This window comes from Ponticoccus sp. (in: a-proteobacteria), assembly GCF_048381735.1.
The window spans coordinates 467,602-491,149 of record NZ_JBLXGL010000001.1 but is presented as its reverse complement, the minus strand read 5'-3'; the positions used below and the strand labels follow the sequence as shown (position 1 = coordinate 491,149).

The following is a 23,548-nucleotide window of genomic DNA, read 5'->3' as shown; positions in this document are numbered from 1 at the left end:
AAACACCGTCTCAGGCCGCTTCCGAGCGTGCCGCGCGGATCAGCTTCAGGATATCCAGCGCCGCCTCGGGAATATTGGTCCCCGGGCCGAAGATCGCCTTGACCCCGGCCTTGTAGAGGAACTCGTAGTCCTGCTGCGGGATCACCCCGCCGCAGATCACGATGATATCGCCCGCGCCCTCGGCCTGCAGCGCCTTGACCAGTTGCGGCGCCAGCGTCTTGTGGCCCGCCGCCTGCGACGAGATGCCGATGACATGCACGTCGTTGTCGATGGCGTCCTGCGCCGCCTCGGCCGGCGTCTGGAACAGCGGGCCCACGTCGACGTCAAAGCCGATGTCGGCAAAGGCCGTGGCGATCACCTTGGCGCCGCGGTCGTGGCCGTCCTGCCCCATCTTCACCACCAGCATCCGCGGGCGCCGGCCCTCGTCCTCGGCGAAGGCCTCAACCGACTTCTGGATCGCGGCAAAGCCCTCGTCGCCCTCGTATGCGGCGCCATAGACACCCGCCAGCGTCTTTACCTCGGCGCGGTGCCGTCCGAATTCCTTTTCCATTGCCATGCTGATCTCTCCGACCGTGGCCCGTGCGCGGGCGGCCTCTACCGCGGCTTCCAGCAGGTTGCCGCCCTCCCGCGCGCGCCGTTCCAGCTCGGCCAGCGCCGCGTCGCAGGCGGCCTGGTCGCGCGTCGCGCGGATCTTCTCCAGCCGCGCCACCTGCGCGGCACGGACCTTGGCGTTGTCGATATCGAGGATGTCGAGGTCATCCTCCTTTTCCAGCCGGTACTTGTTGACGCCGACGATCACGTCGGTGCCCCGGTCGATATCGGCCTGCCGCTTCGCCGCCGCCTCCTCGATCCGCAGCTTGGGCATGCCGCTCTCGACCGCGCGGGTCATGCCACCCATCTCGTCGACCTCTTCGATCAGCTTCCACGCGGCCTCGGCCAGATCGTGGGTCAGCTTCTCGACGTAATAGGACCCGGCCAGAGGATCGACGACCTTGGTCACGCCGGTCTCTTCCTGCAGGATCAGCTGGGTGTTGCGCGCGATCCGGGCCGAGAAATCCGTGGGCAGCGCAATCGCCTCGTCCAGCGCATTGGTGTGCAGCGACTGCGTGCCGCCCAGCACCGCCGACATCGCCTCATAGGCCGTGCGGATGACGTTGTTGTAGGGATCCTGCTCGGCCAGCGACACGCCCGAGGTCTGGCAATGGGTCCGCAGCATCTTCGAGCGCGGGTTCTGCGCGCCGAGATCGGTCATGATGCGGTGCCACAGCATCCGCGCCGCGCGCAGCTTGGCCGCCTCCATGAAGAAGTTCTTGCCGATGGCGAAGAAGAACGACAACCGCCCCGCGAACTTGTCGATATCCATGCCCGCCTCGGTCGCGGTCTTCACGTATTCCTTGCCGTCCGCCAGCGTGAAGGCCAGCTCCTGCACAAGGTTCGCGCCCGCCTCCTGCATGTGGTAGCCCGAGATCGAGATCGAATTGAACTTCGGCATCTCGTTCGAGGTATACTCGATGATGTCCGAGATGATCCGCATCGAGGGCGCCGGCGGGTAGATGTAGGTGTTGCGGACCATGAACTCCTTCAGGATGTCGTTCTGGATGGTCCCCGACAGCACCGCGCGCGAATGGCCCTGTTCCTCGCCGGTGACGATGAAGCTGGCCAGCACCGGGATCACCGCGCCGTTCATGGTCATCGAGACGCTGACCTGATCCAGCGGGATGCCGTCGAAGAGGATCTTCATGTCCTCGACGGAATCGATGGCCACACCCGCCTTGCCGACGTCGCCCTCGACCCGGGGGTGGTCGCTGTCATAGCCGCGGTGGGTGGCCAGGTCGAAGGCCACGGACACGCCCTGCTGCCCCGCCGCCAGCCCGCGCCGGTAGAAGGCATTGGATTCCTCCGCCGTCGAGAACCCCGCGTATTGCCGGATCGTCCAGGGACGGCCCGCGTACATCGTCGCCTTGACGCCCCGGGTGAAGGGCTCCACCCCCGGCAGGCTGCCCATATGCGGCAGCCCCTCGGTGTCGGCGGCGGTATAGAGCGGCTTGACCTCGATCCCCTCGAGGGTCTTCCACGTCAGGTCCTCAAGCGCCTTGCCGCGCAGTTCCTTCTCGGCGATGCGGCGCCAGTCTTCGGGCAGATCGGTCATGTCCTTGTCCTTTGTCTTTCAGGCCCGCCGCCGGATGTATTCCCGGTCTTGCAGGCGCTTCCTCTTGTCTCAGGCTCGCCAGCCCGTCCGCCCCCGACATCAGCCAGAAGAGGTCGTCGGCATAGCGTTCGCGCAGCTCCGCCACCTGTGCGGCGTCGAAAGGTTGCCAGCGCGGGCCATCCGCCCGCAGGGCTCCGCCGTCCTGCCCGCGCCCGGCAAGGCAGGCGCGCAGGGTCGCAAGGTCGGGGCGCCGGTTGGCCCAGAAGGTCCCGGCGCGCAGCGGCATCCGGTCGGTCCGGCCGGTCATGGCCGCAAGCAGCCGGTCGGGCCGGTTGCCGTATGTCTCGAAGGCGGTCACGACGATCTCGGTGCCCGGGCAGGCGCAGGCGATATCGGTCACCACATGGCGCCAGCTGCGTGCGCTGCCCGCGATGCGCGCGACATACTCCGGCGCCGGAACCGCCTCGCCGCGCGGGATCAGCCAGGCCATGCCCGAGGCCCACCAGGCATCCAGCGACCGGATCTGAAGCACGATGCGCCGGGGCTGGCCAAAGGCCTGCGACAGCCGCGCCAGACGTTCCCCCGCGTCGTGGTACAGCACGCCCCGCCGCAGGCAGCGCCGGGGTGTGCCAAGCATGTTCTCGTCCGAGACCACAAGCGCGCCAAGGCTGTGCCGCTTCGCGCGGGCAAGGTTCAGCCCCAGCCGCCCGGCGCGGCGCGCCGCCGCCTGCGCGCTCTGGCGCGGGTCCGCGATGCCGTTCAGCAGGCCCGACCGCGTGCGCCACGGCCCCCAGAACCCGATACCCGCCGCCTGCAGCCCGGCGCGATGCGCGCGCAGCCAGTGCTGAAAGCTGGTGGAGCCGGTGCGATGCGCGCCGAGATGCAGAATGACGTCCATGCTCTTCGATCCTTTCGCCGCGGCGACCGGCGCCGCCGTGCCGCGAGTGTCGGGGATCGGGCTGAGCGGGCGGTTAAAGATAAAATTTTCGCGCGGGCGGGCGGTGCCGGACTGTGCAGAACGCCGGGGGCGGCTTATATCTTGCCGTATGAACAAGCATTTCCGACTATTCGCGGTGGTGACACTGGGCCTCTGGGCCGGGATCGGCGCCGCGCAGGGGGCCGAGCAGGACGTCACCGTCCCGAAGCCGTTCGAGATGATCCGCTCCGCAGCCGAGACCACGCTGGACGACTGGATCTGGCTGCGGCGACCCATCGTGGTCTTCGCGGACAATGCCGCCGACCCCCGCTTCGTGCAGCAGATGGCCCTGCTGACAGAGCGGCTGGATGCGCTGGAAGAGCGCGACGTGGTCGTGATCACCGACACCGACCCGGCGGCGCGCACCGCGGTGCGGCAAAAGCTGCGGCCGCGCGGCTTCGCCCTGACGATCATCGCCAAGGACGGCACGATCATCGCCCGCAAGCCCTCGCCCTGGTCGGTGCGCGAGATCACCCGCTCGATCGACAAGCAGCCGCTGCGCCAGCAGGAGGTCCGCGAGCGCCGCGACGCGCTGCGGTAAAGCCCGTTCAGACGGTGCCGCGCAGGAAGAAGGCGATGGGCAAAGGCCGGTACAGCAGCAGCGCCGCATCGCGTCCGGGGTCGTAGACCAGCACCGTGTCGGGCGAGGCGAGAACCATCGCGACATCCATCCTGAAGACCTCTGACATGCAGCCGCGCGCCGGGCCGACCACCGCCGAGACAAGGCCCAGACCGGTCGGCAGGGACAGCGACATCAACGCCTCGGAAATCGCATTGGGCGAGGCCCCGGGGATTTCGAAGGCCACCGCCTGCCCCTTCTGCAAGCGCGGCAGCGCATCGCGCACCGAGGACACCCGGACCGGCCCGCCGGTGGTGCGCAACTGGTCCGAGATCACCTCGAACGAGGCGGCGGTGCAGGTCGCGGTCGATCTGAAATCGCGCGTCTGGGCCAGGAAGACGAAGCGACCGACCTCCCTGCGCACCGCCTCTTCCCGGTCCAGCGGCAGGCAGCCCGCCAGCAGCGCAAGGCCACAGGCCCCCGCCAGCCAGTCGGCGCCCAGCCCGCGGCCCGCGCGGAAGGCCCTTGCCGGAACCGGCCCGCACCGCAACAGCGCCTTGCCAAGGGCCTTCGCCCCCGCCCGCCAGCAGGCCGCCCATTGCATCAAGACGCGTCGCAAGGGCCTTCCCCCCGTGGTCGTCCACGAGGGAAAGGCTAGCGCAAGGGCCTTGCCAAAGGGTTTCCGGCAGCGGGCTCATTCCTCCCATTCCTCGGGCCGAAACGACAGCCAGAGGCCACCGGCGAGGAAGAGAAGCAGGTAGATCAGGACGCTGCCCTCGGTCGGTGTGGCCACCTCCCAGTAGATCAGCGCGAAATAGCCCAGCATCGTGGCGATCAGCAGCCCCGGCCCGATCAGCTTCAGCACCGGCCCGGCCGCCATGTCCAGCAGCAGGCAGACCAGCGCCGCCCAGACCAGGTAGCCCAGCGTCAGCCCCGCCGCGGCGACGGCAATCACCGCCGGTGCGCCGCCCGGCGCCAGCACCATCAGCCCCGAGGCCACCACCGCCGACACGATCATGCCGGCCAGAAAGGCCAACCCGTGAAAGAGCCAGATGCGGAGGCCGCGGAGCATGATGTCACTCGAACTCCATGATGACGTCGTCCACCGCAAGGCTGTCGCCTGCCCCGGCGTTGATCTTCGACACCACGCCCCGGCGTTCGGCGCGCAGGATGTTCTCCATCTTCATCGCCTCGACGGTGCAGAGCGCCTGCCCCTCCTGCACCTCGTCGCCCTCGGCGACATTGACCTTCACGATCAGCCCCGGCATCGGGCAGAGCAGCAGCTTCGAGGTGTCGGGCGGCAGCTTCTCGGGCATCAGCTTCGCCAGTTCCGCCTGACGCGGAGAGCGCACGTGGACCTTCATGTCGGCCCCGCGGGTGCGAAGGCGGAAGCCCTGCACGATCTTGTCGACCTTCAGCACCAGCGCCGCGCCGTCGACGGTCATATGCGCAAGGCTGTCGCCCGGCGTCCACGCCCCCTCGACCCGATGCGTGGTGCCGTCCTCGAAGCGGACGGTGGAGCCGCCCTGATCGGCCTCGACCGTCACCGCGAAGTCCTGCCCCTGAAGCCCCACGACCCAGTCCGAGCCGACCCGGCGTTCGTGGTTGTCGAGACGGCCCGAGACCCGCGTGCGCCGGATCTCTGCGACGCGGTTCATCGCCGCCGCCGCCGCCGCGACGGGCTTCAGCTGGCCGTCGTCCAGCGTCACGCCCTCGAAGCCCTCGGGGTATTCCTCGGCGATGAAGGCGGTGGTCATGTCGCCCGAGATGAACTTGGGGTGATCCATCACGGCGGCGACGAAGGGCAGGTTGTGACCGATGCCCTCGACCTCGAAGCTGTCGAGCGCGCGACGCATGGTCTCGATCGCCTGCGCACGCGTGGGCGCCCATGTGCAAAGCTTGGCGATCATCGGGTCGTAGTACATCGAGATCTCGCCACCCTCGTAGACGCCGGTGTCGTTGCGCACGACGCCCTCGCCCAGTTCGCCCTCGGCGGGCGGACGGTAGCGGGTCAGCCGCCCGATGGAGGGCAGGAAGTTGCGATAGGGGTCTTCGGCGTAAAGCCGGTTCTCGATGGCCCAGCCGTCGATCTTCACGTCGTCCTGGGTGATCGACAGGGCCTCGCCATTGGCGATGCGGATCATCTGTTCCACGAGGTCGACGCCGGTGATCAGTTCCGTCACCGGGTGTTCCACCTGAAGACGGGTGTTCATCTCGAGGAAGTAGAAGTTCCGCTCGCCGTCGACGATGAATTCCACGGTGCCCGCGCTGGCGTAGTCCACCGCCTTGGCCAGCGCCACCGCCTGCTCGCCCATGGCCTTGCGGGTGGCCTCGTCGAGGAAGGGGCTGGGCGCCTCTTCGACGACCTTCTGGTTGCGGCGCTGGATCGAGCATTCCCGCTCGTTCAGGTAGATGCCGTTGCCATGGCTGTCGCACAGCACCTGGATCTCGATGTGGCGCGGCTGGGTGACGAACTTCTCGATGAAGATGCGGTCGTCGCCAAAGCTGCTGGCCGCCTCGTTCTTGGACGATTGGAAGCCCTCACGCGCCTCTTCGTCGTTCCATGCGATGCGCATGCCCTTGCCGCCACCGCCGGCGGAGGCCTTGATCATCACCGGATAGCCGATCTCTCCGGAAATTTTCACCGCCTCGTCGGCGTCCTCGATCAGGCCCATGTAGCCGGGCACGGTCGAGACGCCCGCCTCCTTGGCGATCTTCTTCGAGGTGATCTTGTCGCCCATCTTCTCGATGGCGCCGACCGGCGGGCCGACGAAGGCGACGCCAGCGGCCTCCAGCGCCTGCGCGAACTTGGCGTTCTCGGACAGGAAGCCATAGCCCGGATGCACCGCCTGCGCGCCCGAGGTCTTGATCGCCTCCATGATCTTGTCGATCACGATATAGGACTGGTTGGCGGGCGGCGGGCCGATGTGCACCGCCTCGTCCGCCATTTCGACATGCAGGGCGTTGCGGTCGGCGTCCGAATAGACGGCGACCGTCTTGATGCCCATCTTGCGGGCCGTCTTGATGACGCGGCAGGCGATTTCGCCCCGGTTCGCGATCAGGATCTTGTCGAACATGTCAGTCCCTTCGTCTTCCGCGCCTTGGGGCGCTGTTGTGCAACGACAAACGCCGCCCGAAGCCTGTGCTTCGGACGGCGTTGCATGGATATGGGGCGAGACGCCGTCAGCGACGGCGCACCCTCTGTTCCGGCGCGCGGGCCGGCTGTCAGGTCAGCGGCAGAGCTGCGGCGTGACGTCGTCGCAGACCACACCGGCGAGGCCGCCAACCGCAGCGGCGCCCGCCACGTTGCCGCCGGTCGCCATGGCCGCGCCACCCGCGATGCCGGCACCCAGCGCGCCGCGCTCGAGGTCGGTGCCTTCGCAGGCAGCAAGGGCGGTGCAGGCCGTAAGGGCGATGATAAGGGTACGCATTGTCTCGACTCCGTGTCAGTTTCTTGGCCACTCTCCTGCGGCATCTGCCATGGCAACGCCAGCGCATTGTAAACCGTTCCATGGCTTTCCGCCGGGTCAGGCGGACATTGGCCGATGGGACAGGGAGAGAGGTGGGGCGGCTGGTTCGGGGAAACGTCCAGCCGCCCCGATGGGGAGTGGGCACGAAGGGAACAAGGGGCCGAAAACGCGCCCCAAACCGTACCCGGGACAAGGTTTACCCTGCGTCCCCGTGCAGCAAAGCGATTTGTGCAACCATAGGCAGCACCCTGCCCAAGGCTTCGCGGGATTGGCAAGAACACGCTTATTGCGCCTACCATTCCTCTGCCTCCTCGAAGGCCTCGGGGAAGGAGACCCGGGCCACCGCCTCGTCGATGATCAGAAGCGAGTCGTAGCTGGCGGGGTCGAAGGGATCGTCATAGGGTTTGACCTCGCGGCCAAAGAGCCACGACAGCCTGCCCGCATCCAGGTTCCCGCGCTCGAAGGGCTCGGTCCCGAAATGCTGCCAGAGCGCCTGCATGAAGGCGGCATCGGCGCGCTTGTCCGCCGGACGGCGGTCGCGATACCGCTCCAGCTGCTTCAGCGCGGTGACGCCCTTGGGATTGGCGCGACGGATGACAAAGTGGAAATCGGTGCCGGACAGGCGTCCGGGAAAGCCGCGGTGCTTCAGCATCCCCTGCCCTCCTGTGTTTCGAGGGCCCGCGAGGGGAGGAAAATCGGGACGGGCGCGAACGTCCGTCCCGATAGGTTCTTACTTGTACTTGCCGGTGTAGACGGGTTCGACCGTGATCGGCTCGGGGTCGACCACGACGTACTCTTCTTCCTGCTGTGCGCATGCGGCAACGCCGGCTGCGACTGCAAAAAGGGCAAGAAGCTTGATGCTCTTGGACATCTCTTACTCCTGTCAGTTTCTGCGAAACCTGCAAAGCGCGTGCGCCCTGCCTGTCCCCATTTCGAGGTAACGATTGCTTGGGTGCAATCGACGCTCAAACTACCTTGGCCTTTTGGAAAAAGATATGCAAGCCGATGCAAGTCCTGAAGCTGTGACTCGAAAGCCTCATATGGTTTTCCACATGAAAGACGCCCCTCAAGATATTGTGCAAGCATCAGAATACCTCCCAGATGCAGAGGTTATCCTCGACGCGATAACTCTCGAAGAACTGACGGACCTCTGGCGACATCACGCCGAAGTCCAGTTTTTCGGACATCAGCGAGACGATGATACGCTCGGGTGACCGTCCGTCATGCTGCAGTTGCGGCAGGGCATGGGTGGCGCAGAGCATCTCCATGTCCTGCGCGACAGCGGTGAAATCGACGGATTCCTCATCCAGCGCGGGCGCGATGTAGCGGTATCGCCAGGTCGGTGATTCGTCGATGCGATCCAGATAGTTGACGACCAGCCCCGAGGGCAGGGAAACAGCCGCCGCTTCCTGCGCGGAAAGATCCGGCGCGGGCAGGCAAAGCGTCACTGCCATCAGGGCAAGTTTGGCGCAGCCCCGACACCCGAAGGCTCCTCCCGTCGGGGCTGCTGAACCCGCGGGCGCGCCCGGGGTGGTGTTCCGTGCTGCCGTCATCGAGGGCAGCGGAATTGAGGCACGCCGGTTCATGACGTGCGCTCCCGCGCCCAGGACAGCCATCGTTCCCGATTGGCGGGATTGTCCAAAAGCGCTGAAATCCTGGACCCAAGGGTCGACGGTGCGGCCGCGTTCAACCGCCCACCTGCGACCAGACTAAGACCTTGGTCGCACTGCGAGACTTCTATCACGGGTGAAAAACCACGCAAGTGCTTTAATTCTCTCCACAGATCTTGACGCACCTGCAAGGCGATCCGCCTGCGATTCGCAATCGGCAGACGTGTTTCCGCGCAGATATCGAAGCGCGGCGGCCAGTGCCGGGCAAGGACATAGCGCCCCGCCGCGGCGGATTCGTACCAGCCGTTGCGGCGGCCCGGGCGGGCGGTCGGCGCGCCCTGCCCCGCGATGCTGTCGGCCTCAGCCACCATGGTCGGTCCTCAGAGCGGAATGTTGTCGTGCTTCTTCCAGGGATTCGTCAGCTGCTTGTTGCGCAGCATGGCGAAGGCCTTGGAGACACGGCGACGGGTGGACTTGGGCTGGATCACCTCGTCGATGAAGCCACGCTCGGCGGCGACGAAGGGATTGGCGAAGCGATCCTCGTATTCCGCCGTATGGGCGGCAATCTTCTCGGCGTCACCCAGATCGGCGCGATGGATGATCTCGGTCGCGCCCTTGGCGCCCATCACCGCGATTTCCGCCGTGGGCCAGGCATAGTTGACGTCGCCGCGCAGGTGCTTGGACGCCATCACGTCATAGGCACCGCCATAGGCCTTGCGGGTGATCACCGTCACCTTGGGCACCGTCGCCTCGCCATAGGCAAAGAGCAACTTCGCCCCGTGCTTGATGACGCCGCCGTATTCCTGCGACGTCCCGGGCAGGAAGCCGGGCACATCCACGAAGGTCAGGATCGGGATCTCGAAACAGTCGCAGAACCGCACGAAGCGCGCGGCCTTGCGCGACGAGTCGATATCCAGACAGCCCGCCAGAACCATCGGCTGGTTCGCCACGATACCAACGGTCTGGCCTTCCAGCCGGATGAAGCCGGTCACCATGTTCTTGGCGAATTCTTCCTGGATCTCGTAGAAATCGCCCTCGTCCGCAACCTTGGTGATCAACTCCTTCATGTCGTAGGGCATGTTGGGGTTGTCGGGGATCAGCGTGTCGAGGCTGGTCTCGATCCGGTCCACGTCGTCGAAGAAGGGCCGCACCGGGGGCTTCTCGCGGTTGTTGAGCGGCAGGAAATCCACCAGCCTGCGCACCTCGGCCAGGGCCTCGACGTCGTTCTCGAAGGCGCCATCGGCGACCGAAGACTTCTTCGTGTGGGTCGAGGCCCCGCCCAGTTCCTCGGCGGTGACGACCTCGTTGGTCACGGTCTTCACCACGTCGGGGCCGGTGACGAACATGTAGGACGAATCCTTCACCATGAAGATGAAGTCGGTCATCGCCGGGCTGTAGACCGCCCCGCCCGCGCAAGGGCCCATGATCACGGAGATCTGCGGCACCACGCCCGAGGCCATGATATTGCGCTGAAAGATCTCGGCATAACCCGCCAGCGCGTCCACGCCTTCCTGGATGCGGGCGCCGCCCGAATCGTTCAGCCCGATCACCGGGGCGCCGTTCTGCACCGCCATATCCATGATCTTGCAGATCTTCTGCGCATGGGTGGCCGAAACCGAGCCGCCCAGCACGGTGAAATCCTGGCTGAAGACATAGACCATGCGCCCGTTGATGGTGCCCCAGCCGGTCACCACGCCATCGCCGTAGGGGCGGTTCTTCTCCATGCCGAAGTCGGTGCAGCGGTGGGCGACGAAGGTGTCGTATTCCTCGAAGCTGTCCTCGTCGAGCAGAAGCTCGATCCGCTCGCGCGCGGTCAGCTTGCCCTTGGCGTGCTGCGCGTCGATCCGCTTTTGCCCGCCGCCAAGGCGGGCGTTCTCGCGGCGGTCCTGCAATTCGTGGAGAATGTCTTTCATCTGGCGCCCCTTTCGGTTTGGCTGGAAAATACAGGGGAATGCAGCGGCCTCAAGAACTATCCGGCAAATTTGCAAATCCGGCGAAGTTGGCGCTGTGGAAATTGCAAAGCAGCAAAATGATGCGCAGGGCATGTTTTTCCGCCGCTAAGGTTGGACAAAACAGCGGAATGCTCTTACCGCTGAACACATGAGTTCACCAAGCCCCGTGCGGTTCCTGGACCGCTCTACCCCGCCCCATATCTCGACGCTTGTCCTTCTGGCAGGCATGTCGGCGCTGACGATGAGCATCTTCCTCCCCAGCCTGCCGGACATGGCGGCCTGGTACGAGGCGGATTACAGTCTCTTGCAGCTTTCGGTGACGGTGTATCTTGCGGCCAACGCGCTGCTGCAGATTGTCGTTGGGCCGATTTCCGACAAGATCGGGCGGCGCCCGGTGATCCTTGCGGGGCTGGCGCTGTTCTGTCTGGCCACGCTGGGCTGCCTGCTTGCGACGAATGTCTACGTCTTCCTGCTGTTCCGCATGCTTCAGGCGGTGGTCACCGTCGCCATGGTTCTCAGCCGCGCCGTCGTGCGCGACATGGTCCCCGCCAACGAGGCCGCCTCGATGATCGGCTATGTCACCATGGGCATGGCGGTGATTCCCATGGTCAGCCCGGCCATCGGCGGCTACCTCGGCGACGTCTTCGGCTGGAAGGCCAGCTTCTGGCTGATGCTGGGCCTCGGGCTTTTCATGATCTGGCTGGTCCGGAGCGACCTCGGAGAGACCGCGGCCAAAAGCGGCCTGACCCTGTCGCAGCAATTCTCGCAATACCCCGAACTCTTCCGCTCGCAGCGGTTCTGGGGCTATGCGCTGGCCTGCGCCTTTTCCTCCGGGGCCTTCTTTTCCTTCCTCGGCGGCGCCCCCTACGTGGGGTCCGAGGTCTATGGCCTGCCCTCGACCGTGATCGGCTACTATTTCGGCGCGCCCGCCATTGGCTACATGCTCGGAAACTACCTGTCCGGACGCTATTCGGCCCGCGTCGGGATCAACCGCATGGTGCTGATCGGCGCGGTGGTCGTGTCGGGCGGCATGACGGTCACCATGGTGCTGTTTGCCATCGGTGGCGGCTCTGCCCTGATCTTCTTCGGCTCCATGACGCTGGTGGGCCTCGGCAACGGGCTGACCATCCCCAATGCCACCGCGGGCTCGCTGTCGGTGCGCCCGCATCTGGCGGGCTCGGCCTCGGGGCTGGGCGGGGCGATCATGATCGGCGGCGGCGCGGCGCTTTCGGCGCTGGCAGGCGCGATGCTGCAACCGGGCAGCGGCGCATGGCCGCTGCTGTGGCTGATGTTCGCCTGCGGCGTGGCCTCGGTTCTGGCGATCGCGCATGTCATGGCACGCGAGAAGCAGCTCGGGGGGCTGGACGCCGCCTGAGCGACATTGCAAAGTCGTCCCGAAGGCTTCGCAAAGATGCAAAGGGACGGATATGCCGCCGCAAAAGCTTTACGCGGGCGCCAAGCTGCGCGACATCCGCGGCCGCCTTGGCCTGACGCAGAAGGACTTCGCCGCGAAGCTGGGCATCTCGCTGCCCTACCTGAACCAGATGGAGAACAACAACCGCCCCGTTTCGACCACGGTGGTGCTGGCGCTGGCGCAGGAATTCGGCTTCGACGTCACCGAACTGGGACAGGGCGATGCAGAACGGCTGGTCAGCGACATGCGCGAGGCGCTGGCCGACCCGGTCTTCGGCGAAAGCACGCCGCAGCTGGCGGACCTGCGGCTGACCGCCTCAAACGCGCCGGTTCTGGCGCGGGCCTTCCTGGCCCTGCATCGTGCCTACCGACAGACCCACGAAAGGCTCGCCTCGCTGGACGAGGCGCTGGGGCGCGAGGGCACGCAGCTGCAACCCAGCCCCTGGGAAGAGGTGCGCGACTTCTTCCACTACTGCGACAACTACATCGATGCGGTGGATCGCGCGGCAGAGCATTTCGCCCGGCTGAGCGAGGGGGAAAGCGACATCCGCAGCGCCGCGCTGGAGCGGCTGGCGGCACGCGGGATCACCACGCGGCTGGTGCGCGCGACGCCCCTGCGGGTCTACGACAGCGAAAAGCAGGAGATCACGCTTTCGGCGCTGGCGACCAAGGAAACGCAGACCTTCCAGCTGCTGGTGCAGGTCGCGCTTTTGCGGCAGAACCAGCTGCTTGACGCGACGCTGGACCTTGCGCGCTTCCAGTCCGAAGAGGCGCGCGCCATCGCCAAGCTGGGGCTGGCCAACTACTTCGCCGGGGCCGCGATGATGCCTTACAAGGCCTTTCTCGCCGCCGCGCAGGAAACGCGCCACGATCTGGAGCTTCTGGCGGCGCGCTTCGGCGCCTCGATCGAACAGGTTGCCCACCGGCTTTCCACCCTGCAGCGGCCCGGCGGCAAGGGCGTGCCCTTCTTCTTCGTGCGCGTCGATCAGGCCGGCACCATCACCAAGCGCCACTCTGCCACGCGGCTGCAATTCGCGCGCTTCGGCGGCGCCTGCCCGCTGTGGAACGTCCACCGCGCCTTCGAGACGCCCGGCCGCTTCCTGCGGCAACTGGCCGAGACGCCGGACGGGGTGCGTTACATCCTGCTGGCGCGGGACGTGTCCAAGACCGGCGGCCATTTCGGCGCGCCGGTGCGGCGCTACGCCATTGCGCTGGGATGCGAGGTGCGCCACGCCGCCGGCCTCGTCTATGCCGATGACATGGACTTCACCCGCGCCGCATCCTTCGAACCCATCGGCATCTCCTGCCGGATCTGCGAACGCACCCATTGCCACCAGCGCTCGGTGCCGCCGCTCGAAAAACACCTCTCCATCGACCCGGACCGGCGCGACACCCTGCCCTACCGGCTGGAATAGCGCGCCCGGCTCCCGCAGGCGGCCAAGAGTTTTCGAAAACTCTTGGCAAATTTCTTCGAAGAAATTTGGTCCCGCGCCTCAGCGGGCGGGCCAGCGCGCGGCGAGGTCGGCGGCAAGCGCCCGGTCCCTGTCCTCCAGCGCGCCCCTGGCCATGGGCCGGAACCGCAGGCGGAAGGCGCACAACACTTCCTCTGCCCCGGCCTGCGCGCTGTCATAGCCGAACCGCGCGCAATCGCGCAGAAAGTCCCCGGGGCTGGCGGGTGCCGGCCAGACCGAAAGCCCCCGCCGCGCCAGCCTGTGCCAGTCGAAGCGCGGGCCCGGGTCGATCTTGCGCGCGATGGCGGTGTCGGAATGGCCGACGACCCGCTCCGGCGGGATCGACCAGCGCGCCAGCATCGGAGCCAGCAGGCCTTCCAGCGCGCGCATCTGCGGTTCGGGAAAGGGATGATCGCCTCGGTTCGCCAGTTCGATCCCGATGCTGTGGGAATTCACGTCCCGGACCGCGCCCCAGGCCCCGGCCCCGGCATGCCAGGCCCGGCGCTCTTCCTCGACCATCTGCCAGGTCCGGCCGTCTTCGGCGATCAGGTAGTGCGCCGAGACCTCGACCTCGGGCGCGCAGAGCCGCGCCCGCGCCGCCTCTGCCGACTGCATGGCGGTGTAGTGCAGCACGACCATGTCGGGGGCGGTGACCCCGCGGCGCTCGCCGTGGTTCGGCGAGGGATGCCAGGGAACCCCGGTGCCCGGCACCCGGTTCAGCCGCCGCGCACCGCGCGGAAGGGGGCCGGGTTCCAGCTGCAGGCAAAGCCGTCACCGTCCGGGTCCATGCCCTTCCGGTCCTTTTCCGGGCCGCCGCTGGCGAGGAAGTCTTCCTGGGCAAGATCGGACGAGGCGTAAGAGGCGCAGGCGCGTTGGTACTTGGCCTCGGCATTGAAGCCGCCGCGCTTGTACAGCGCGGTGCCGACCGGGTTGGTCGTCTGCAGGGCGAAGGCCACGATGTTCGGACGGTTCGAACCCTCGCGGGTCGGCAGCGCCTCGGGGGCGACCACCTGGTACTGCGCGCGATTCTCCGCGATCAGGCGGGCGTCGTCGTCGATGTCGCGCTGTGCGGCGACCGCGTCGAAGTCGTTCTCGCCCGAGATGCCGCGCGCATTTTCCACGATCGCCGGCGCCGCGTTGGACGGCGAGGCATTCAGCGGCGCCACACCGGAATTGGCCGCCGCCGCCGCGATACGCGCGTTGGAGTCGGCCACCGAGTCGGCCTCGTCCAGGGCACCGCCGCTGACCGCGGGGGGCGCGGCGATGGTGGTGGCGGGCGCGGTGCCGTTCAGCCGCGCCTCACGCTCCTTATGGTAGGACTGGTAGCTGTCGTAATCCGAAAAGCCGACGCCCTGCCCGCGCTCCGCGACCCCCGCACCGCTGTCGGGCATCGAGGGGTCGCACGCCATGAGGGCCAGGCTGGCCACGCCGCAGATCAAGTAACGCATGAGGGTTCCTGCCAGAATGTTAACGGGCGCCTTACCACCATTTCGCCGGTTTGGAAACAAATCCAGCCGCGCGTTCGAGGGCATAGGCGGTATTCAGCAGGTCGCCTTCCTCCCACGGACGGCCGATCAGTTGCAGCCCCAGCGGCAGCCCCTGCTTGTCCAGCCCGGTGGGCACGGCAATGCCCGGCAGACCGGCAAGGTTGACCGTCACGGTGAAGACGTCGTTGAGGTACATCTTGACCGGATCGGCATCCTGCATCTCGCCCAGGCCGAAGGCGGCGGAGGGCGTTGCGGGCGTCAGGATCGCGTCGACGCCCTGTGCAAAGACATCCTCGAAGTCCTTCTTGATCAGCGTCCGCACCTTGCGCGCGCGGTTGTAATAGGCGTCGTAGAAGCCCGCCGACAGCACGTAGGTGCCCACCATCACGCGGCGCTGGACCTCTTCGCCGAAGCCCTCGGCGCGGGTCTTTTCATACATCTCGGTGATGCCGTCGCCCTGCCCCAGCTTGGCGCGGTGGCCGTAGCGCACCCCGTCATAGCGGGCGAGGTTCGACGAGGCCTCTGCCGGGGCGATCACGTAATAGGCGGGCAGCGCGTATTTCGTGTGCGGCAGCGAGATATCGACGATCTTGGCGCCCGCATCCTGCAGCATGGCGCGGCCCTCGGCCCAGAGCGCCTCGATCTCGGCGGGCATGCCGTCCATGTGGTATTCCTTGGGAATCCCGATGGTCTTGCCTTTGATGTCGCCGGTCAGCGCGGCCTCGAAATCCGGCACCGCAAGGTCGACAGAGGTGCTGTCCTTGGGGTCATGCCCGCACATGGCGCGCAGCATGATCGCCGCGTCGCGCACGTCCTTGGTCATCGGCCCGGCCTGATCCAGCGAAGAGGCAAAGGCCACGATGCCCCAGCGCGAGCAGCGCCCGTAGGTCGGCTTGATGCCGGTGATGCCGGTGAAGGCGGCGGGCTGGCGGATCGAGCCGCCGGTGTCGGTGCCCGTCGCGCCAAGGCAGAGGTCGGCGGCCACGGCAGCGGCAGAGCCGCCCGACGATCCGCCCGGCGTCAGCTGCCGGTTGTCCGTCTTCCACGGGTTCACGGCATTGCCGTAGACGCTCGTCTCGTTGCTGCTGCCCATGGCGAACTCGTCCATGTTCAGCTTGCCCAGCATGACCGCGCCCGCGTCGAAAAGCTGGCTGGTGACGGTGGACTCGTACTCGGGCCTGAAGCCTTCGAGGATCCCCGAGGCCGCCTGAGAGGCCACGCCCTTGGTGCAGAACAGGTCCTTGATGCCCAGCGGGATGCCGCAGAGGTCGGGCGCCTCGCCCGCCTTCAGCCGCGCATCGGCCTGTGCGGCCATCTCGCGCGCGATCTCGGGCGTCTTGTGCACGAAGGCGTTCAGCGCATCGGCGCCCTCGATGGCGCCAAGGCAGGCCTCTGTCAGCTCGGCGCTGGTCACGTCACCCTTGCGCAGCGCGTCACGCGCCTCGGCGATTTTCAGTTTCGTCAGTTCGCTCATCACTCGACCACCTTCGGAACCGCGAAAAAGCCCTCGCGCGCGTCGGGCGCGTTGGACAGCACCTTGGCCTGCTGGTTGCCATCGGTGACGCCGTCCTGCCGCCGCTTCAGCCGCATCGGGGTGACCGAAACCATGGGCTCGACGCCCTCGACGTCGACTTCGTTCAACTGCTCGATGAAGCCGAGGATGTCGTTGAAGGCAATCGCCAGCTCGGGCAGCTGGTCCTCTTCCACCTTGATGCGGGCGAGTTTCGCCACGCGCGCGGCGGTCTCGATGTCGATCGACATGGGGGCCTCTTTCGCTGAATGTCGGTTGCGGCTTTACCGCCCCGCGCGGCGGGTCGCAAGCCTGTGGCGGGTCCAGACGTGGATCATCCAGCCCAGCATCGCCGCATTGAGCATGTGCCACAGGAAATGCGTGCCCAGCGGCCAGACCGCGCAGAGCGGTTCGTCGAGCACGCGGGCGGTGAGCGAGACCAGCAGGATCGCGGCCCCGATGGCAAGGCCCCGAGCGGTCTGCGGCGCGCGTCTGGCCAGCATCGCGGCATAGAGCGCGATCAGCAACGGGACCGGCATATACATGGCAGAGCCGCCGATGCCCGGGATCATGGCGAAGAGCGGCGTCGTTGCGGCGGCGAAGGGGAAGAAGAGCAGCGTCAGACCGGCGGCGGGCCAGGTCCCCAGCCGCCAGAAGTCCCGGTTCGCGGCGAAGATATACAACAGCACGAAGCCGAGGATCGGCAGCGTGTCCGCCAGCCCCGCCCAAGGCTGCGCAAGGGTGTGGAAGAGGAACGACCCCACACCGATGATGAAAAGCACCGCCGCCAGCACCCGGCCCAGACCGAAGGTCCGGCCCCACATGAACAGCGCCACCAACAGGAAGGCGGCGTTGGTCGCGGCATTCACCGGCTCCGCCCAGAAGGCGGCGTCCAGCCTTTCGCAATACCCGTCGACGGGGCGTGTCCAGTCCATCCGTCCCTCGTCGCAGGCGATCGGCTCGATTGCCCGAGAGGTAGGCCGCCTGTCGGACCAGACAAGACGCAGGCTTCCCGGCACGGCACCCCGCCGTTGACGAACGGCGCGGCGGTCCGGTGGTGTCCCGCTCGTCCGGTGTTCTCGCAACTGCCCGGACGCGCCGGTTGTGCGACGGTCACCGGGACGCGGGCGGGCCGTCCCGGCGGGACCGGGGATGCGGGGGCGCGCCCCCTCCTCTCCCGAATGCGCCGCCGCGGCGGCTGCGGGCATCGCGGAACCGGCGCCCCGGGCCTTCACCCGACGCGATTGCCTGACGGCACTGGCCAATCCGCGCCCCGCCGCTACCCTTCGGCCAGACAACACGGGAGTCCCACAATGAACATCCTCTGGCTTGGCCACGGCAGCTTTCGCATCGAAATCGGCGGAGAGGTCCTGCTCATCGACCCATGGATCGACGGCAACCCGATGATGGAAGGGCAGGATACCGAGGCCGCCCTGAAGGGCGCCACGCAGATCCTCGTGACCCACGGGCACGGCGATCACACCGGCGGCGTCGCCGATCTGTCGAAGCGGACCGGTGTGCCGGTGAACGCCATCGTCGAACTGGCCGGTGCCCTCACGGCGCAGGGCGCAGTCGAGGGCCACGCCTTCAACAAGGGCGGCACGGTCCGGTTCGGAGAGGTCGCGGTCACCATGGTGCCCGCCTCGCATTCCTCCTCGATGCCGGTCGACGGCACGGCGCGCTACATGGGGATGGAGACCGGGTTCATCATCTCCGGCGAGGGCCACACGATCTACTTCTCAGGCGACACGACGATCATGGCCGACATGGACTGGATCGGCGCCTACCACAAACCCGACATCGGCATCCTGTCGGCGGGCGGCTACTACACCATGGACATGAAGGCGGCAGCCTGGGCTGCGAAGCGGTACTTCGACTTCAAAACCGTGATCCCCTGCCACTACCGCACCTTCCCGGCGCTGGAGCAATCGGCAGAGGCCCTGACGCGCGGCCTGCCCGGCGTCGACGTGATCGAACCGCAGGTGATGCAGGCGATCACGCTGTAGGGGGACGCGCGGCATAGGCGCACCCGCGCGGCCCATGCGGATCGGTTGCCCCGTCGCGGTGCGGCGGGGCTTGCACCGCACCCACCCGGCAAGGGCCACCGGGTGATGGGCAACCAGCCCGCAGATCGGTGGCGCGACCGCCCGCGCTTCACTGGCTGGCGAGTGGCTGCTGACCTTCTGCTGCGCAGAAGGCAGCCTTGCCACGCTGATCCGCGAGACAGGCAACCATCCCGCAGGTCGGCGGCGCGACCGCCCGCGCTTCACTGGCTGGCGAGTGGCTGCTGACCTTCTGCTGCGCAGAAGGCAGCCTTGCCACGCTGATCCGCGAGACGGGCAACCAGCCCGCAGGTCGGCAGCGCGACCGCCCGCGCTTCAATGGCTGGCGAGTGGCTGCTGACCTTCTGCTGCGCAGAAGGCAGCCTTGCCACGCTGACCCGCGAGACGGGGCTCGCGGGTCAGGGAATCATCGCACCCTGGCGGTTGAAGGTCGCCCGCTCCACCGTCAGGTCGTCGAAGATCAGCTCGACCGTCACCGTCTCGATGGACCCCAGCGGGTAGCCGCGATAGGGTAACCCGTCGTCCGGCAGCATGGCATTGGGCGCGTTGGTTTCTTCGTGACAGTCCGGCAGCGGCCAGGGCTCGGGCGCGGCGCCGTTCACGCCGTAGTGCAGCGCCACCAGCCCGCAGCGCCACGACCAGATATGCGTGACATAGACCAGATCCTGCCCGTTGAACTCCCGCACCGCGATCCAGTTGGCCCGCGTGGCCGCCATGATCGGCTTGACCTCGACGGCGGTGGTGAAGCGCCCCGTGGCGACCTGCTGTTCCGCCTCGTAGGGCAAGGGCGCGTCCGCCTCGGCCACCGGCGCCTCGTAGCCCGGCGGCGCCTCTTCCCCGCCTGCCACCGGCGCCTTCTCCTCGACCCCGGCGACACGCGGCTTCGCCACCTCTGTCGGGATCGGCGCGCCACCGTCCATTGCCTCCAGCCGTGCGCCGCCAGTCGCCAAGGCAATCACCACCAAGAGAAAATCGAGCATGCCGCTCTCCTTCATGAAAATCCCCGCAGGCCCGCGCGCGGCAAGGCTTTCAGCCCTGCGCCGTCCCGCCTATAGTGCCCGGCAAAAGCCCCGAGCAGCACCATGATGGCACGCGACAACCCCGCCCCTCAAACCGTAAATCTGATGATCGTCGGGCAGAACGGGCGGCTGGCCTACGAGGCGCTGCTCTTCGCCGCCTCGCTGCGCGCCCGCACCACCCGCCCGCGTTTTCGCCTGTTTGTCGCCGAGCCTCAACCCGGTGACATCTGGGACAATGACCCGCGCATCCGCGACGCGGACCTGCGCGCGCTGCTGCAAGAGATGGGCGCCACGCTGCTGCCCTTCGAAAGCCGCCACTTCGGCCAGTCCTACCCCTACGGCAACAAGATCGAGGCGCTCTTCGCCCTGCCCGAGGGCGAAGCCTTCGTCTTCTTCGACACCGACACGCTGGTGACCGGCGACCTCTCCGACGTGCCCTTCGACTTCGACCGGCCCACCGCCTCACTGCGGCGCGAAGGCACCTGGCCGCAGCCAGAGCTTTACGGGCCGGGCTATACCGAGACCTGGAAGGCCCTCTACGACCGCTTCGGTCTGGACTTCGACAGCTCGCTCGACCTGACGCAGCCCGACGAATACTGGCGCCGCTACCTCTACTTCAACGCGGGCTTCTTCTTCTATCGCTGCCCCCGCGCCTTCGGCCAGCGCTTCCTCGACTACGCCCTGTCGATCCGCGACGACACGCCCGAGGCGTTGGTCTGCCAGAGCCTCGACCCCTGGCTCGACCAGGTCGCCCTGCCGCTGGTGATCCACAGCTTCGGCGGCGGGCGCGACAGCCTGCCCGAGGGCCTGCTGGACGGCCGGGTCACCTGCCACTACCGCACCCTGCCGCTGCTCTACGCCCGCGAGGCCGACACCGTGGTGGCCCTGCTCGAAGAGATCGCGGCCCCCAACCGCCTGAAGAAGGTGCTGAAGCAATACGAACCCGCCAAGCGCATGATCTACCAGGGCCGGGGCGCCAAGGTTCGCGCGCTCTTCGACCGGGACGACCTGCCGCGCCGCGAACAGGCGATCCGCAACCGCATCAAGCGCGAAGGCTTCTGGATGCGCTGAGCCCCCGACCCCACCTTGACCCCGGGCCCTCGGCCAAAGGGACCCCACTAAACCCCACCGCCAAAGACAAGGCACAGGTCCCCTGCTTCTTCTTGGCCCAAATACCTCTTCCGCCGCCGCCCCCCGCGCCACGTCGCCCCAAAAGCGCCCCGGTGGACGGCGAAGGGCGCCATCCCGCGCGCCCGCGACCCGGTCCCCGTGCCATTCCCCGCGCATTCCCGAACAATCCCCACCGCCGACAGGCAAACCCGTGCTAGGCTCGCCCTGAAACAGGGAACCATGCCATGTCGCAGCACACGACCGTTCTGGCGGGCACCACCAAGGGCCTCTTCCTCCTCACCTCCGACGACCGCGTCGCCTGGTCCGTCTCCGGTCCGCATTGCGGCGGCTGGGGCATCAACCACGCCATCGGCGATCCCGTCAGCGGCAGCCTCTGGGCCTGCGGCGGCGGCGACTTCTTCGGCGCGGGCGTCTGGCGCTCCACCGACCGGGGCGCCACATGGACCCTGACCAAGCTCGCGGACGGGCAAATGGACGACTGGGCGCGCAATGACCCCGAGGCGGCGAAGGCCTTCGGCGTGACCCCCGCCGATCCCGCGCCCTTCTCGGGCCGGATCGAGAACCTCTGGTCGCTCGCCCGCGCGGGCCATCGCCTCTACGCCGGTGCCAAGCCCGCGTCGCTCTTCACCTCCACCGACGAAGGCGAGACATGGGCGGCGGTCGACAGCCTCACCGACCACCCCTCGGCGGACACCTGGCAGCCCGGCGGCGCGGGGCTGACCCTGCACAGCATCGTCACTGCGCCCGACGCACCCGACCGGATGTGGCTGGGCATCTCGGCGGCGGGCATCTTTGCCACCGAGGACGGCGGCGCAAGCTGGCAGCGCCGCAATCGCCTGTCCAACGCAGAGGCCTGCGCCCAGCACAGCCACCCCGCCGGCCCCTCGGGCGGCGAAACCGGCCATTGCGTGCACAATATCGCGCGCGGCGGCGACCTGCTTTACCAGCAGAACCACTTCGGCGTCTTCCGCTCGCGCGACGGCGGGCGCAGCTGGGACGAGATCACCGCGGGCCTGCCCTCGACCTTCGGCTTCCCGGTGGCGGTCCATCCGGGCAGGCCAGAGACCCTCTGGACCCTGCCGCTGAACGGCGACATGCAGGGCCGCTTCCCGCCCGACGCCGCCGCCGCCGTCTGGCGCTCGCGCGATGCGGGCGACACCTGGCAGGCCTGCCGCAGGGGCCTGCCGCAGGACAACTGCTATTTCACCGTGCTGCGTCAGGCCATGGCCACCGATACCGCCGCGGCCCCCGGTCTCTACTTCGGCACCAACAGCGGCTCGGTCTTTGCCTCCACGGACGAGGGCGACAGCTGGGCCGAGATCGCCCGACACCTGCCCACGGTGCTCTGCATCGAGACGCTCTCGCAATAATCGCGCCCGCGTCTTCTCTGGTCCCTCAAATACCCTCGGGGGAGCGCAGCGGGGGCAGAGCCCCCTGCAACACCAGCGCCAGAACGCCTCGCCCTCCAATCACCACAAAACAATTATTTGCTTTAATTCATGCGCTTAACGAGCATTCCTTGCGCAGAACACGAAGCCCATCCACAGCCGCAACCCAGACCACCCGGGTGGACCGAGGCGCATCCCGGACGCTCAGGGCCCGCCGCAACGACGGCCCTACCGGGTGTTGAAGAGTTTCAACAGAACGCTCGGCGGGATCGACCGCATCAGCCCGTTTCGGAACCGCGCCATGACCGGGTGCTGCCACTGCCGCATCCGCCCCATGCGCCGCGAGCGCGCCACCAGCGAGGCCGTCCGCTCCTGTCCCTGCCGCTCGTAGGCGCGCAGGGCCTGCGGCACCGTTGCCGCCGCGACGACGCATTCCGCAAGGCACAGGGCGTCCTCGATGGCCTGACAGGCACCCTGCCCAAGATCCGGCGTCATGGGATGCGCCGCGTCTCCCAGCAGCACCGCGCGCCCGTCGCTCCACCGCGCCAGCGGTTGCGTGTCGTAGACCCCGCTGCGCACGAGATCCTCGGCCCGGGTGGTCTCAATGACGCTCCGCACCGGATCGGGCCACCCGGCGAAGGCACACAGGGCCTCGGCACGATGGGCCGGACCGACCGGGCCGCCCGCCTCCGCCGGGCCATTGCGGCTGCCCGACCAGTACACGAGGTCCTTCCCGATCGCGAAGATCCCAAAGCGGCTGCCGCGCCCGAAGAACTCGCGGTAAAGCCCCTCGGGAAAGCTTCCCCCGGGCAGGCGCGCCACGCCGCGCCATGTCATCCAGCCGAGGTATTGCAGCGGATCGGTCTCCAGCATCTGTCCGCGCAGGCGCGACCGCATGCCGTCGGCGGCCACCAGCATGTCACCCTCGACCACCCCCCGGCTGGTCTGTGCGACCACGCGGTCCGGATGGTTTTCATAGGAAAAACAAGTGGTTTCGGCGCAAACCTCAACTTCTCCAAGGGCATCCAGAAGCACCCTGCAAAGATCCGCCTCGCGCAGGCAGATCAGGGGGTGTCCGGTCCGCGCCTCGATCGACGACAGGTCGACCTCGGCCAGCGGCTTGCCAGACTGGTCGAAGACCTCGCCCTTCAGCAAGGGCCGTGCATGGGCGACGATCTCCTCTTGCAGACCCAGCCGCTCCAGTTGCCGCAGCGCATTGGGCCAAAGCGTCAGCCCGGTTCCGCCCGTCCCTGGCCTGTCGTTGCACTCAAGCAGGCAAATCCTCATCCCCAGGCGCCGCAGCGCGAGGGCCGCGGTCAGCCCGCCGATGCCGCCGCCGACGATGATCGCCCTGGCCATGGCGCAGCCCC

General features: G+C 67.5%; 24 protein-coding genes. 6 read left to right on the top strand and 18 right to left on the bottom strand.

What is annotated here, in order from left to right:
- Positions 1-10 precede the first annotated feature (10 nt).
- Both scpA and ACN5KJ_RS02295 read right to left on the bottom strand, forming a co-directional pair.
- On the bottom strand, positions 11-2,149 hold the full coding sequence (gene scpA, locus ACN5KJ_RS02300; protein WP_418591895.1) for a methylmalonyl-CoA mutase: 2,139 nt from the start codon (positions 2,147-2,149) through the stop codon (positions 11-13).
- A complete protein-coding gene (locus ACN5KJ_RS02295; RefSeq protein ID WP_418591894.1) occupies positions 2,085-3,047 on the bottom strand; it encodes a hypothetical protein in 963 nt (320 codons plus the stop codon). The genes scpA and ACN5KJ_RS02295 overlap by 65 nt, the downstream gene beginning before the upstream one ends.
- Positions 3,048-3,195: 148 nt before the next feature.
- On the opposite strand from ACN5KJ_RS02295, the gene ACN5KJ_RS02290 reads away from it, so the two are divergent.
- Entirely contained in the window at positions 3,196-3,666 is a 471-nt protein-coding gene (locus tag ACN5KJ_RS02290; protein WP_418591893.1) for a DUF4174 domain-containing protein, read from the top strand.
- 7 nt (positions 3,667-3,673) lie between these two features.
- Here the strand turns inward: ACN5KJ_RS02290 and ACN5KJ_RS02285 are convergent, their stop codons facing one another.
- The 9 genes from ACN5KJ_RS02285 to ACN5KJ_RS02245 form a co-directional block, all read right to left on the bottom strand.
- Positions 3,674-4,303 (bottom strand): hypothetical protein, encoded by a 630-nt coding sequence (locus tag ACN5KJ_RS02285; protein ID WP_347167383.1) that lies wholly within the window; start codon positions 4,301-4,303, stop codon positions 3,674-3,676.
- 75 nt (positions 4,304-4,378) lie between these two features.
- Positions 4,379-4,756 (bottom strand): hypothetical protein, encoded by a 378-nt coding sequence (locus ACN5KJ_RS02280; RefSeq protein WP_347167382.1) that lies wholly within the window; start codon positions 4,754-4,756, stop codon positions 4,379-4,381.
- Positions 4,757-4,760: 4 nt separating this feature from the next.
- A complete protein-coding gene (locus ACN5KJ_RS02275) occupies positions 4,761-6,761 on the bottom strand; it encodes an acetyl-CoA carboxylase biotin carboxylase subunit (protein WP_418591892.1) in 2,001 nt (666 codons plus the stop codon).
- Positions 6,762-6,914: 153 nt separating this feature from the next.
- Positions 6,915-7,115, bottom strand: coding sequence for a hypothetical protein (locus ACN5KJ_RS02270; protein WP_347167381.1), 201 nt, complete (start codon positions 7,113-7,115; stop codon positions 6,915-6,917).
- A gap of 331 nt (positions 7,116-7,446) precedes the next feature.
- On the bottom strand, positions 7,447-7,806 hold the full coding sequence (locus ACN5KJ_RS02265) for a hypothetical protein (RefSeq protein ID WP_418591891.1): 360 nt from the start codon (positions 7,804-7,806) through the stop codon (positions 7,447-7,449).
- A gap of 78 nt (positions 7,807-7,884) precedes the next feature.
- Positions 7,885-8,025 carry a hypothetical protein gene (locus ACN5KJ_RS02260; protein ID WP_023849477.1) on the bottom strand — a complete coding sequence of 47 codons (141 nt, stop codon included), beginning with the start codon at positions 8,023-8,025 and terminating at the stop codon, positions 7,885-7,887.
- Between the two features lie 214 nt (positions 8,026-8,239).
- Positions 8,240-8,608 carry a DUF6497 family protein gene (locus tag ACN5KJ_RS02255; protein ID WP_418591890.1) on the bottom strand — a complete coding sequence of 123 codons (369 nt, stop codon included), beginning with the start codon at positions 8,606-8,608 and terminating at the stop codon, positions 8,240-8,242.
- A 128-nt stretch (positions 8,609-8,736) separates the two neighbouring features.
- Positions 8,737-9,135, bottom strand: a complete 399-nt coding sequence (locus tag ACN5KJ_RS02250; RefSeq protein ID WP_418591889.1) for a hypothetical protein — start codon at positions 9,133-9,135, stop codon at positions 8,737-8,739.
- 9 nt (positions 9,136-9,144) lie between these two features.
- Positions 9,145-10,677 (bottom strand): acyl-CoA carboxylase subunit beta, encoded by a 1,533-nt coding sequence (locus ACN5KJ_RS02245; RefSeq protein WP_418591888.1) that lies wholly within the window; start codon positions 10,675-10,677, stop codon positions 9,145-9,147.
- 187 nt (positions 10,678-10,864) lie between these two features.
- Between ACN5KJ_RS02245 and ACN5KJ_RS02240 the strand changes: the two genes are divergently transcribed.
- Positions 10,865-12,091 (top strand): multidrug effflux MFS transporter, encoded by a 1,227-nt coding sequence (locus ACN5KJ_RS02240; protein ID WP_347167379.1) that lies wholly within the window; start codon positions 10,865-10,867, stop codon positions 12,089-12,091.
- Positions 12,092-12,143: 52 nt separating this feature from the next.
- Complete coding sequence (locus ACN5KJ_RS02235; protein ID WP_418591887.1) at positions 12,144-13,544, top strand: helix-turn-helix domain-containing protein; 1,401 nt, start codon at positions 12,144-12,146, stop codon at positions 13,542-13,544.
- A gap of 78 nt (positions 13,545-13,622) precedes the next feature.
- On the opposite strand, the gene ACN5KJ_RS02230 is transcribed toward ACN5KJ_RS02235, so the two are convergent.
- The 5 genes from ACN5KJ_RS02230 to ACN5KJ_RS02210 all read right to left on the bottom strand — a co-directional run bounded on the left by ACN5KJ_RS02230 (position 13,623) and on the right by ACN5KJ_RS02210 (position 17,512).
- On the bottom strand, positions 13,623-14,219 hold the full coding sequence (locus ACN5KJ_RS02230; RefSeq protein ID WP_418592225.1) for an N-acetylmuramoyl-L-alanine amidase: 597 nt from the start codon (positions 14,217-14,219) through the stop codon (positions 13,623-13,625).
- 77 nt (positions 14,220-14,296) lie between these two features.
- Complete coding sequence (locus ACN5KJ_RS02225; RefSeq protein WP_418591886.1) at positions 14,297-15,028, bottom strand: hypothetical protein; 732 nt, start codon at positions 15,026-15,028, stop codon at positions 14,297-14,299.
- Between the two features lie 31 nt (positions 15,029-15,059).
- On the bottom strand, positions 15,060-16,541 hold the full coding sequence (gene gatA / locus ACN5KJ_RS02220) for an Asp-tRNA(Asn)/Glu-tRNA(Gln) amidotransferase subunit GatA (protein WP_418591885.1): 1,482 nt from the start codon (positions 16,539-16,541) through the stop codon (positions 15,060-15,062).
- Positions 16,541-16,828, bottom strand: a complete 288-nt coding sequence (gatC, locus tag ACN5KJ_RS02215; RefSeq protein ID WP_347167377.1) for an Asp-tRNA(Asn)/Glu-tRNA(Gln) amidotransferase subunit GatC — start codon at positions 16,826-16,828, stop codon at positions 16,541-16,543. The genes gatA and gatC overlap by 1 nt, the downstream gene beginning before the upstream one ends.
- A 33-nt stretch (positions 16,829-16,861) precedes the next feature.
- Entirely contained in the window at positions 16,862-17,512 is a 651-nt protein-coding gene (locus ACN5KJ_RS02210) for a ceramidase domain-containing protein (RefSeq protein ID WP_418591884.1), read from the bottom strand.
- 378 nt (positions 17,513-17,890) lie between these two features.
- On the opposite strand from ACN5KJ_RS02210, the gene ACN5KJ_RS02205 reads away from it, so the two are divergent.
- On the top strand, positions 17,891-18,583 hold the full coding sequence (locus ACN5KJ_RS02205) for a metal-dependent hydrolase (RefSeq protein ID WP_418591883.1): 693 nt from the start codon (positions 17,891-17,893) through the stop codon (positions 18,581-18,583).
- Positions 18,584-19,038: 455 nt separating this feature from the next.
- On the opposite strand, the gene ACN5KJ_RS02200 is transcribed toward ACN5KJ_RS02205, so the two are convergent.
- Positions 19,039-19,620 (bottom strand): hypothetical protein, encoded by a 582-nt coding sequence (locus ACN5KJ_RS02200; protein WP_418591882.1) that lies wholly within the window; start codon positions 19,618-19,620, stop codon positions 19,039-19,041.
- A 105-nt stretch (positions 19,621-19,725) separates the two neighbouring features.
- On the opposite strand from ACN5KJ_RS02200, the gene ACN5KJ_RS02195 reads away from it, so the two are divergent.
- Positions 19,726-20,730 carry a hypothetical protein gene (locus ACN5KJ_RS02195; RefSeq protein ID WP_418592224.1) on the top strand — a complete coding sequence of 335 codons (1,005 nt, stop codon included), beginning with the start codon at positions 19,726-19,728 and terminating at the stop codon, positions 20,728-20,730.
- Positions 20,731-21,014: 284 nt separating this feature from the next.
- Positions 21,015-22,160, top strand: a complete 1,146-nt coding sequence (locus ACN5KJ_RS02190) for an exo-alpha-sialidase (protein ID WP_418591881.1) — start codon at positions 21,015-21,017, stop codon at positions 22,158-22,160.
- 246 nt (positions 22,161-22,406) lie between these two features.
- Here the strand turns inward: ACN5KJ_RS02190 and ACN5KJ_RS02185 are convergent, their stop codons facing one another.
- Positions 22,407-23,537 (bottom strand): FAD-dependent oxidoreductase, encoded by a 1,131-nt coding sequence (locus ACN5KJ_RS02185; protein WP_418591880.1) that lies wholly within the window; start codon positions 23,535-23,537, stop codon positions 22,407-22,409.
- Positions 23,538-23,548: the final 11 nt, after the last annotated feature.

Excerpts from the sequence above, each read along its gene's own strand:
- ACN5KJ_RS02210 (WP_418591884.1), bottom strand. The coding sequence starts at position 17,512 with ATGGACTGGACACGCCCCGTCGACGGGTATTGCGAAAGGCTGGACGCC.
- scpA (WP_418591895.1), bottom strand. The coding sequence starts at position 2,149 with ATGACCGATCTGCCCGAAGACTGGCGCCGCATCGCCGAGAAGGAACTG.
- ACN5KJ_RS02225 (WP_418591886.1), bottom strand. The coding sequence starts at position 15,028 with ATGCGTTACTTGATCTGCGGCGTGGCCAGCCTGGCCCTCATGGCGTGC.
- ACN5KJ_RS02200 (WP_418591882.1), bottom strand. The coding sequence starts at position 19,620 with ATGCTCGATTTTCTCTTGGTGGTGATTGCCTTGGCGACTGGCGGCGCA.
- ACN5KJ_RS02260 (WP_023849477.1), bottom strand. The coding sequence starts at position 8,025 with ATGTCCAAGAGCATCAAGCTTCTTGCCCTTTTTGCAGTCGCAGCCGGC.
- ACN5KJ_RS02265 (WP_418591891.1), bottom strand. The coding sequence starts at position 7,806 with ATGCTGAAGCACCGCGGCTTTCCCGGACGCCTGTCCGGCACCGATTTC.
- ACN5KJ_RS02235 (WP_418591887.1), top strand. The coding sequence starts at position 12,144 with ATGCCGCCGCAAAAGCTTTACGCGGGCGCCAAGCTGCGCGACATCCGC.
- ACN5KJ_RS02295 (WP_418591894.1), bottom strand. The coding sequence starts at position 3,047 with ATGGACGTCATTCTGCATCTCGGCGCGCATCGCACCGGCTCCACCAGC.
- ACN5KJ_RS02205 (WP_418591883.1), top strand. The coding sequence starts at position 17,891 with ATGAACATCCTCTGGCTTGGCCACGGCAGCTTTCGCATCGAAATCGGC.
- ACN5KJ_RS02270 (WP_347167381.1), bottom strand. The coding sequence starts at position 7,115 with ATGCGTACCCTTATCATCGCCCTTACGGCCTGCACCGCCCTTGCTGCC.
- ACN5KJ_RS02255 (WP_418591890.1), bottom strand. The coding sequence starts at position 8,608 with ATGGCAGTGACGCTTTGCCTGCCCGCGCCGGATCTTTCCGCGCAGGAA.
- ACN5KJ_RS02185 (WP_418591880.1), bottom strand. The coding sequence starts at position 23,537 with ATGGCCAGGGCGATCATCGTCGGCGGCGGCATCGGCGGGCTGACCGCG.
- ACN5KJ_RS02240 (WP_347167379.1), top strand. The coding sequence starts at position 10,865 with ATGAGTTCACCAAGCCCCGTGCGGTTCCTGGACCGCTCTACCCCGCCC.
- ACN5KJ_RS02275 (WP_418591892.1), bottom strand. The coding sequence starts at position 6,761 with ATGTTCGACAAGATCCTGATCGCGAACCGGGGCGAAATCGCCTGCCGC.
- ACN5KJ_RS02250 (WP_418591889.1), bottom strand. The coding sequence starts at position 9,135 with ATGGTGGCTGAGGCCGACAGCATCGCGGGGCAGGGCGCGCCGACCGCC.
- ACN5KJ_RS02280 (WP_347167382.1), bottom strand. The coding sequence starts at position 4,756 with ATGCTCCGCGGCCTCCGCATCTGGCTCTTTCACGGGTTGGCCTTTCTG.
- gatA (WP_418591885.1), bottom strand. The coding sequence starts at position 16,541 with ATGAGCGAACTGACGAAACTGAAAATCGCCGAGGCGCGTGACGCGCTG.
- ACN5KJ_RS02190 (WP_418591881.1), top strand. The coding sequence starts at position 21,015 with ATGTCGCAGCACACGACCGTTCTGGCGGGCACCACCAAGGGCCTCTTC.
- ACN5KJ_RS02230 (WP_418592225.1), bottom strand. The coding sequence starts at position 14,219 with ATGGTCGTGCTGCACTACACCGCCATGCAGTCGGCAGAGGCGGCGCGG.
- ACN5KJ_RS02195 (WP_418592224.1), top strand. The coding sequence starts at position 19,726 with ATGGCACGCGACAACCCCGCCCCTCAAACCGTAAATCTGATGATCGTC.
- ACN5KJ_RS02290 (WP_418591893.1), top strand. The coding sequence starts at position 3,196 with ATGAACAAGCATTTCCGACTATTCGCGGTGGTGACACTGGGCCTCTGG.
- ACN5KJ_RS02245 (WP_418591888.1), bottom strand. The coding sequence starts at position 10,677 with ATGAAAGACATTCTCCACGAATTGCAGGACCGCCGCGAGAACGCCCGC.
- gatC (WP_347167377.1), bottom strand. The coding sequence starts at position 16,828 with ATGTCGATCGACATCGAGACCGCCGCGCGCGTGGCGAAACTCGCCCGC.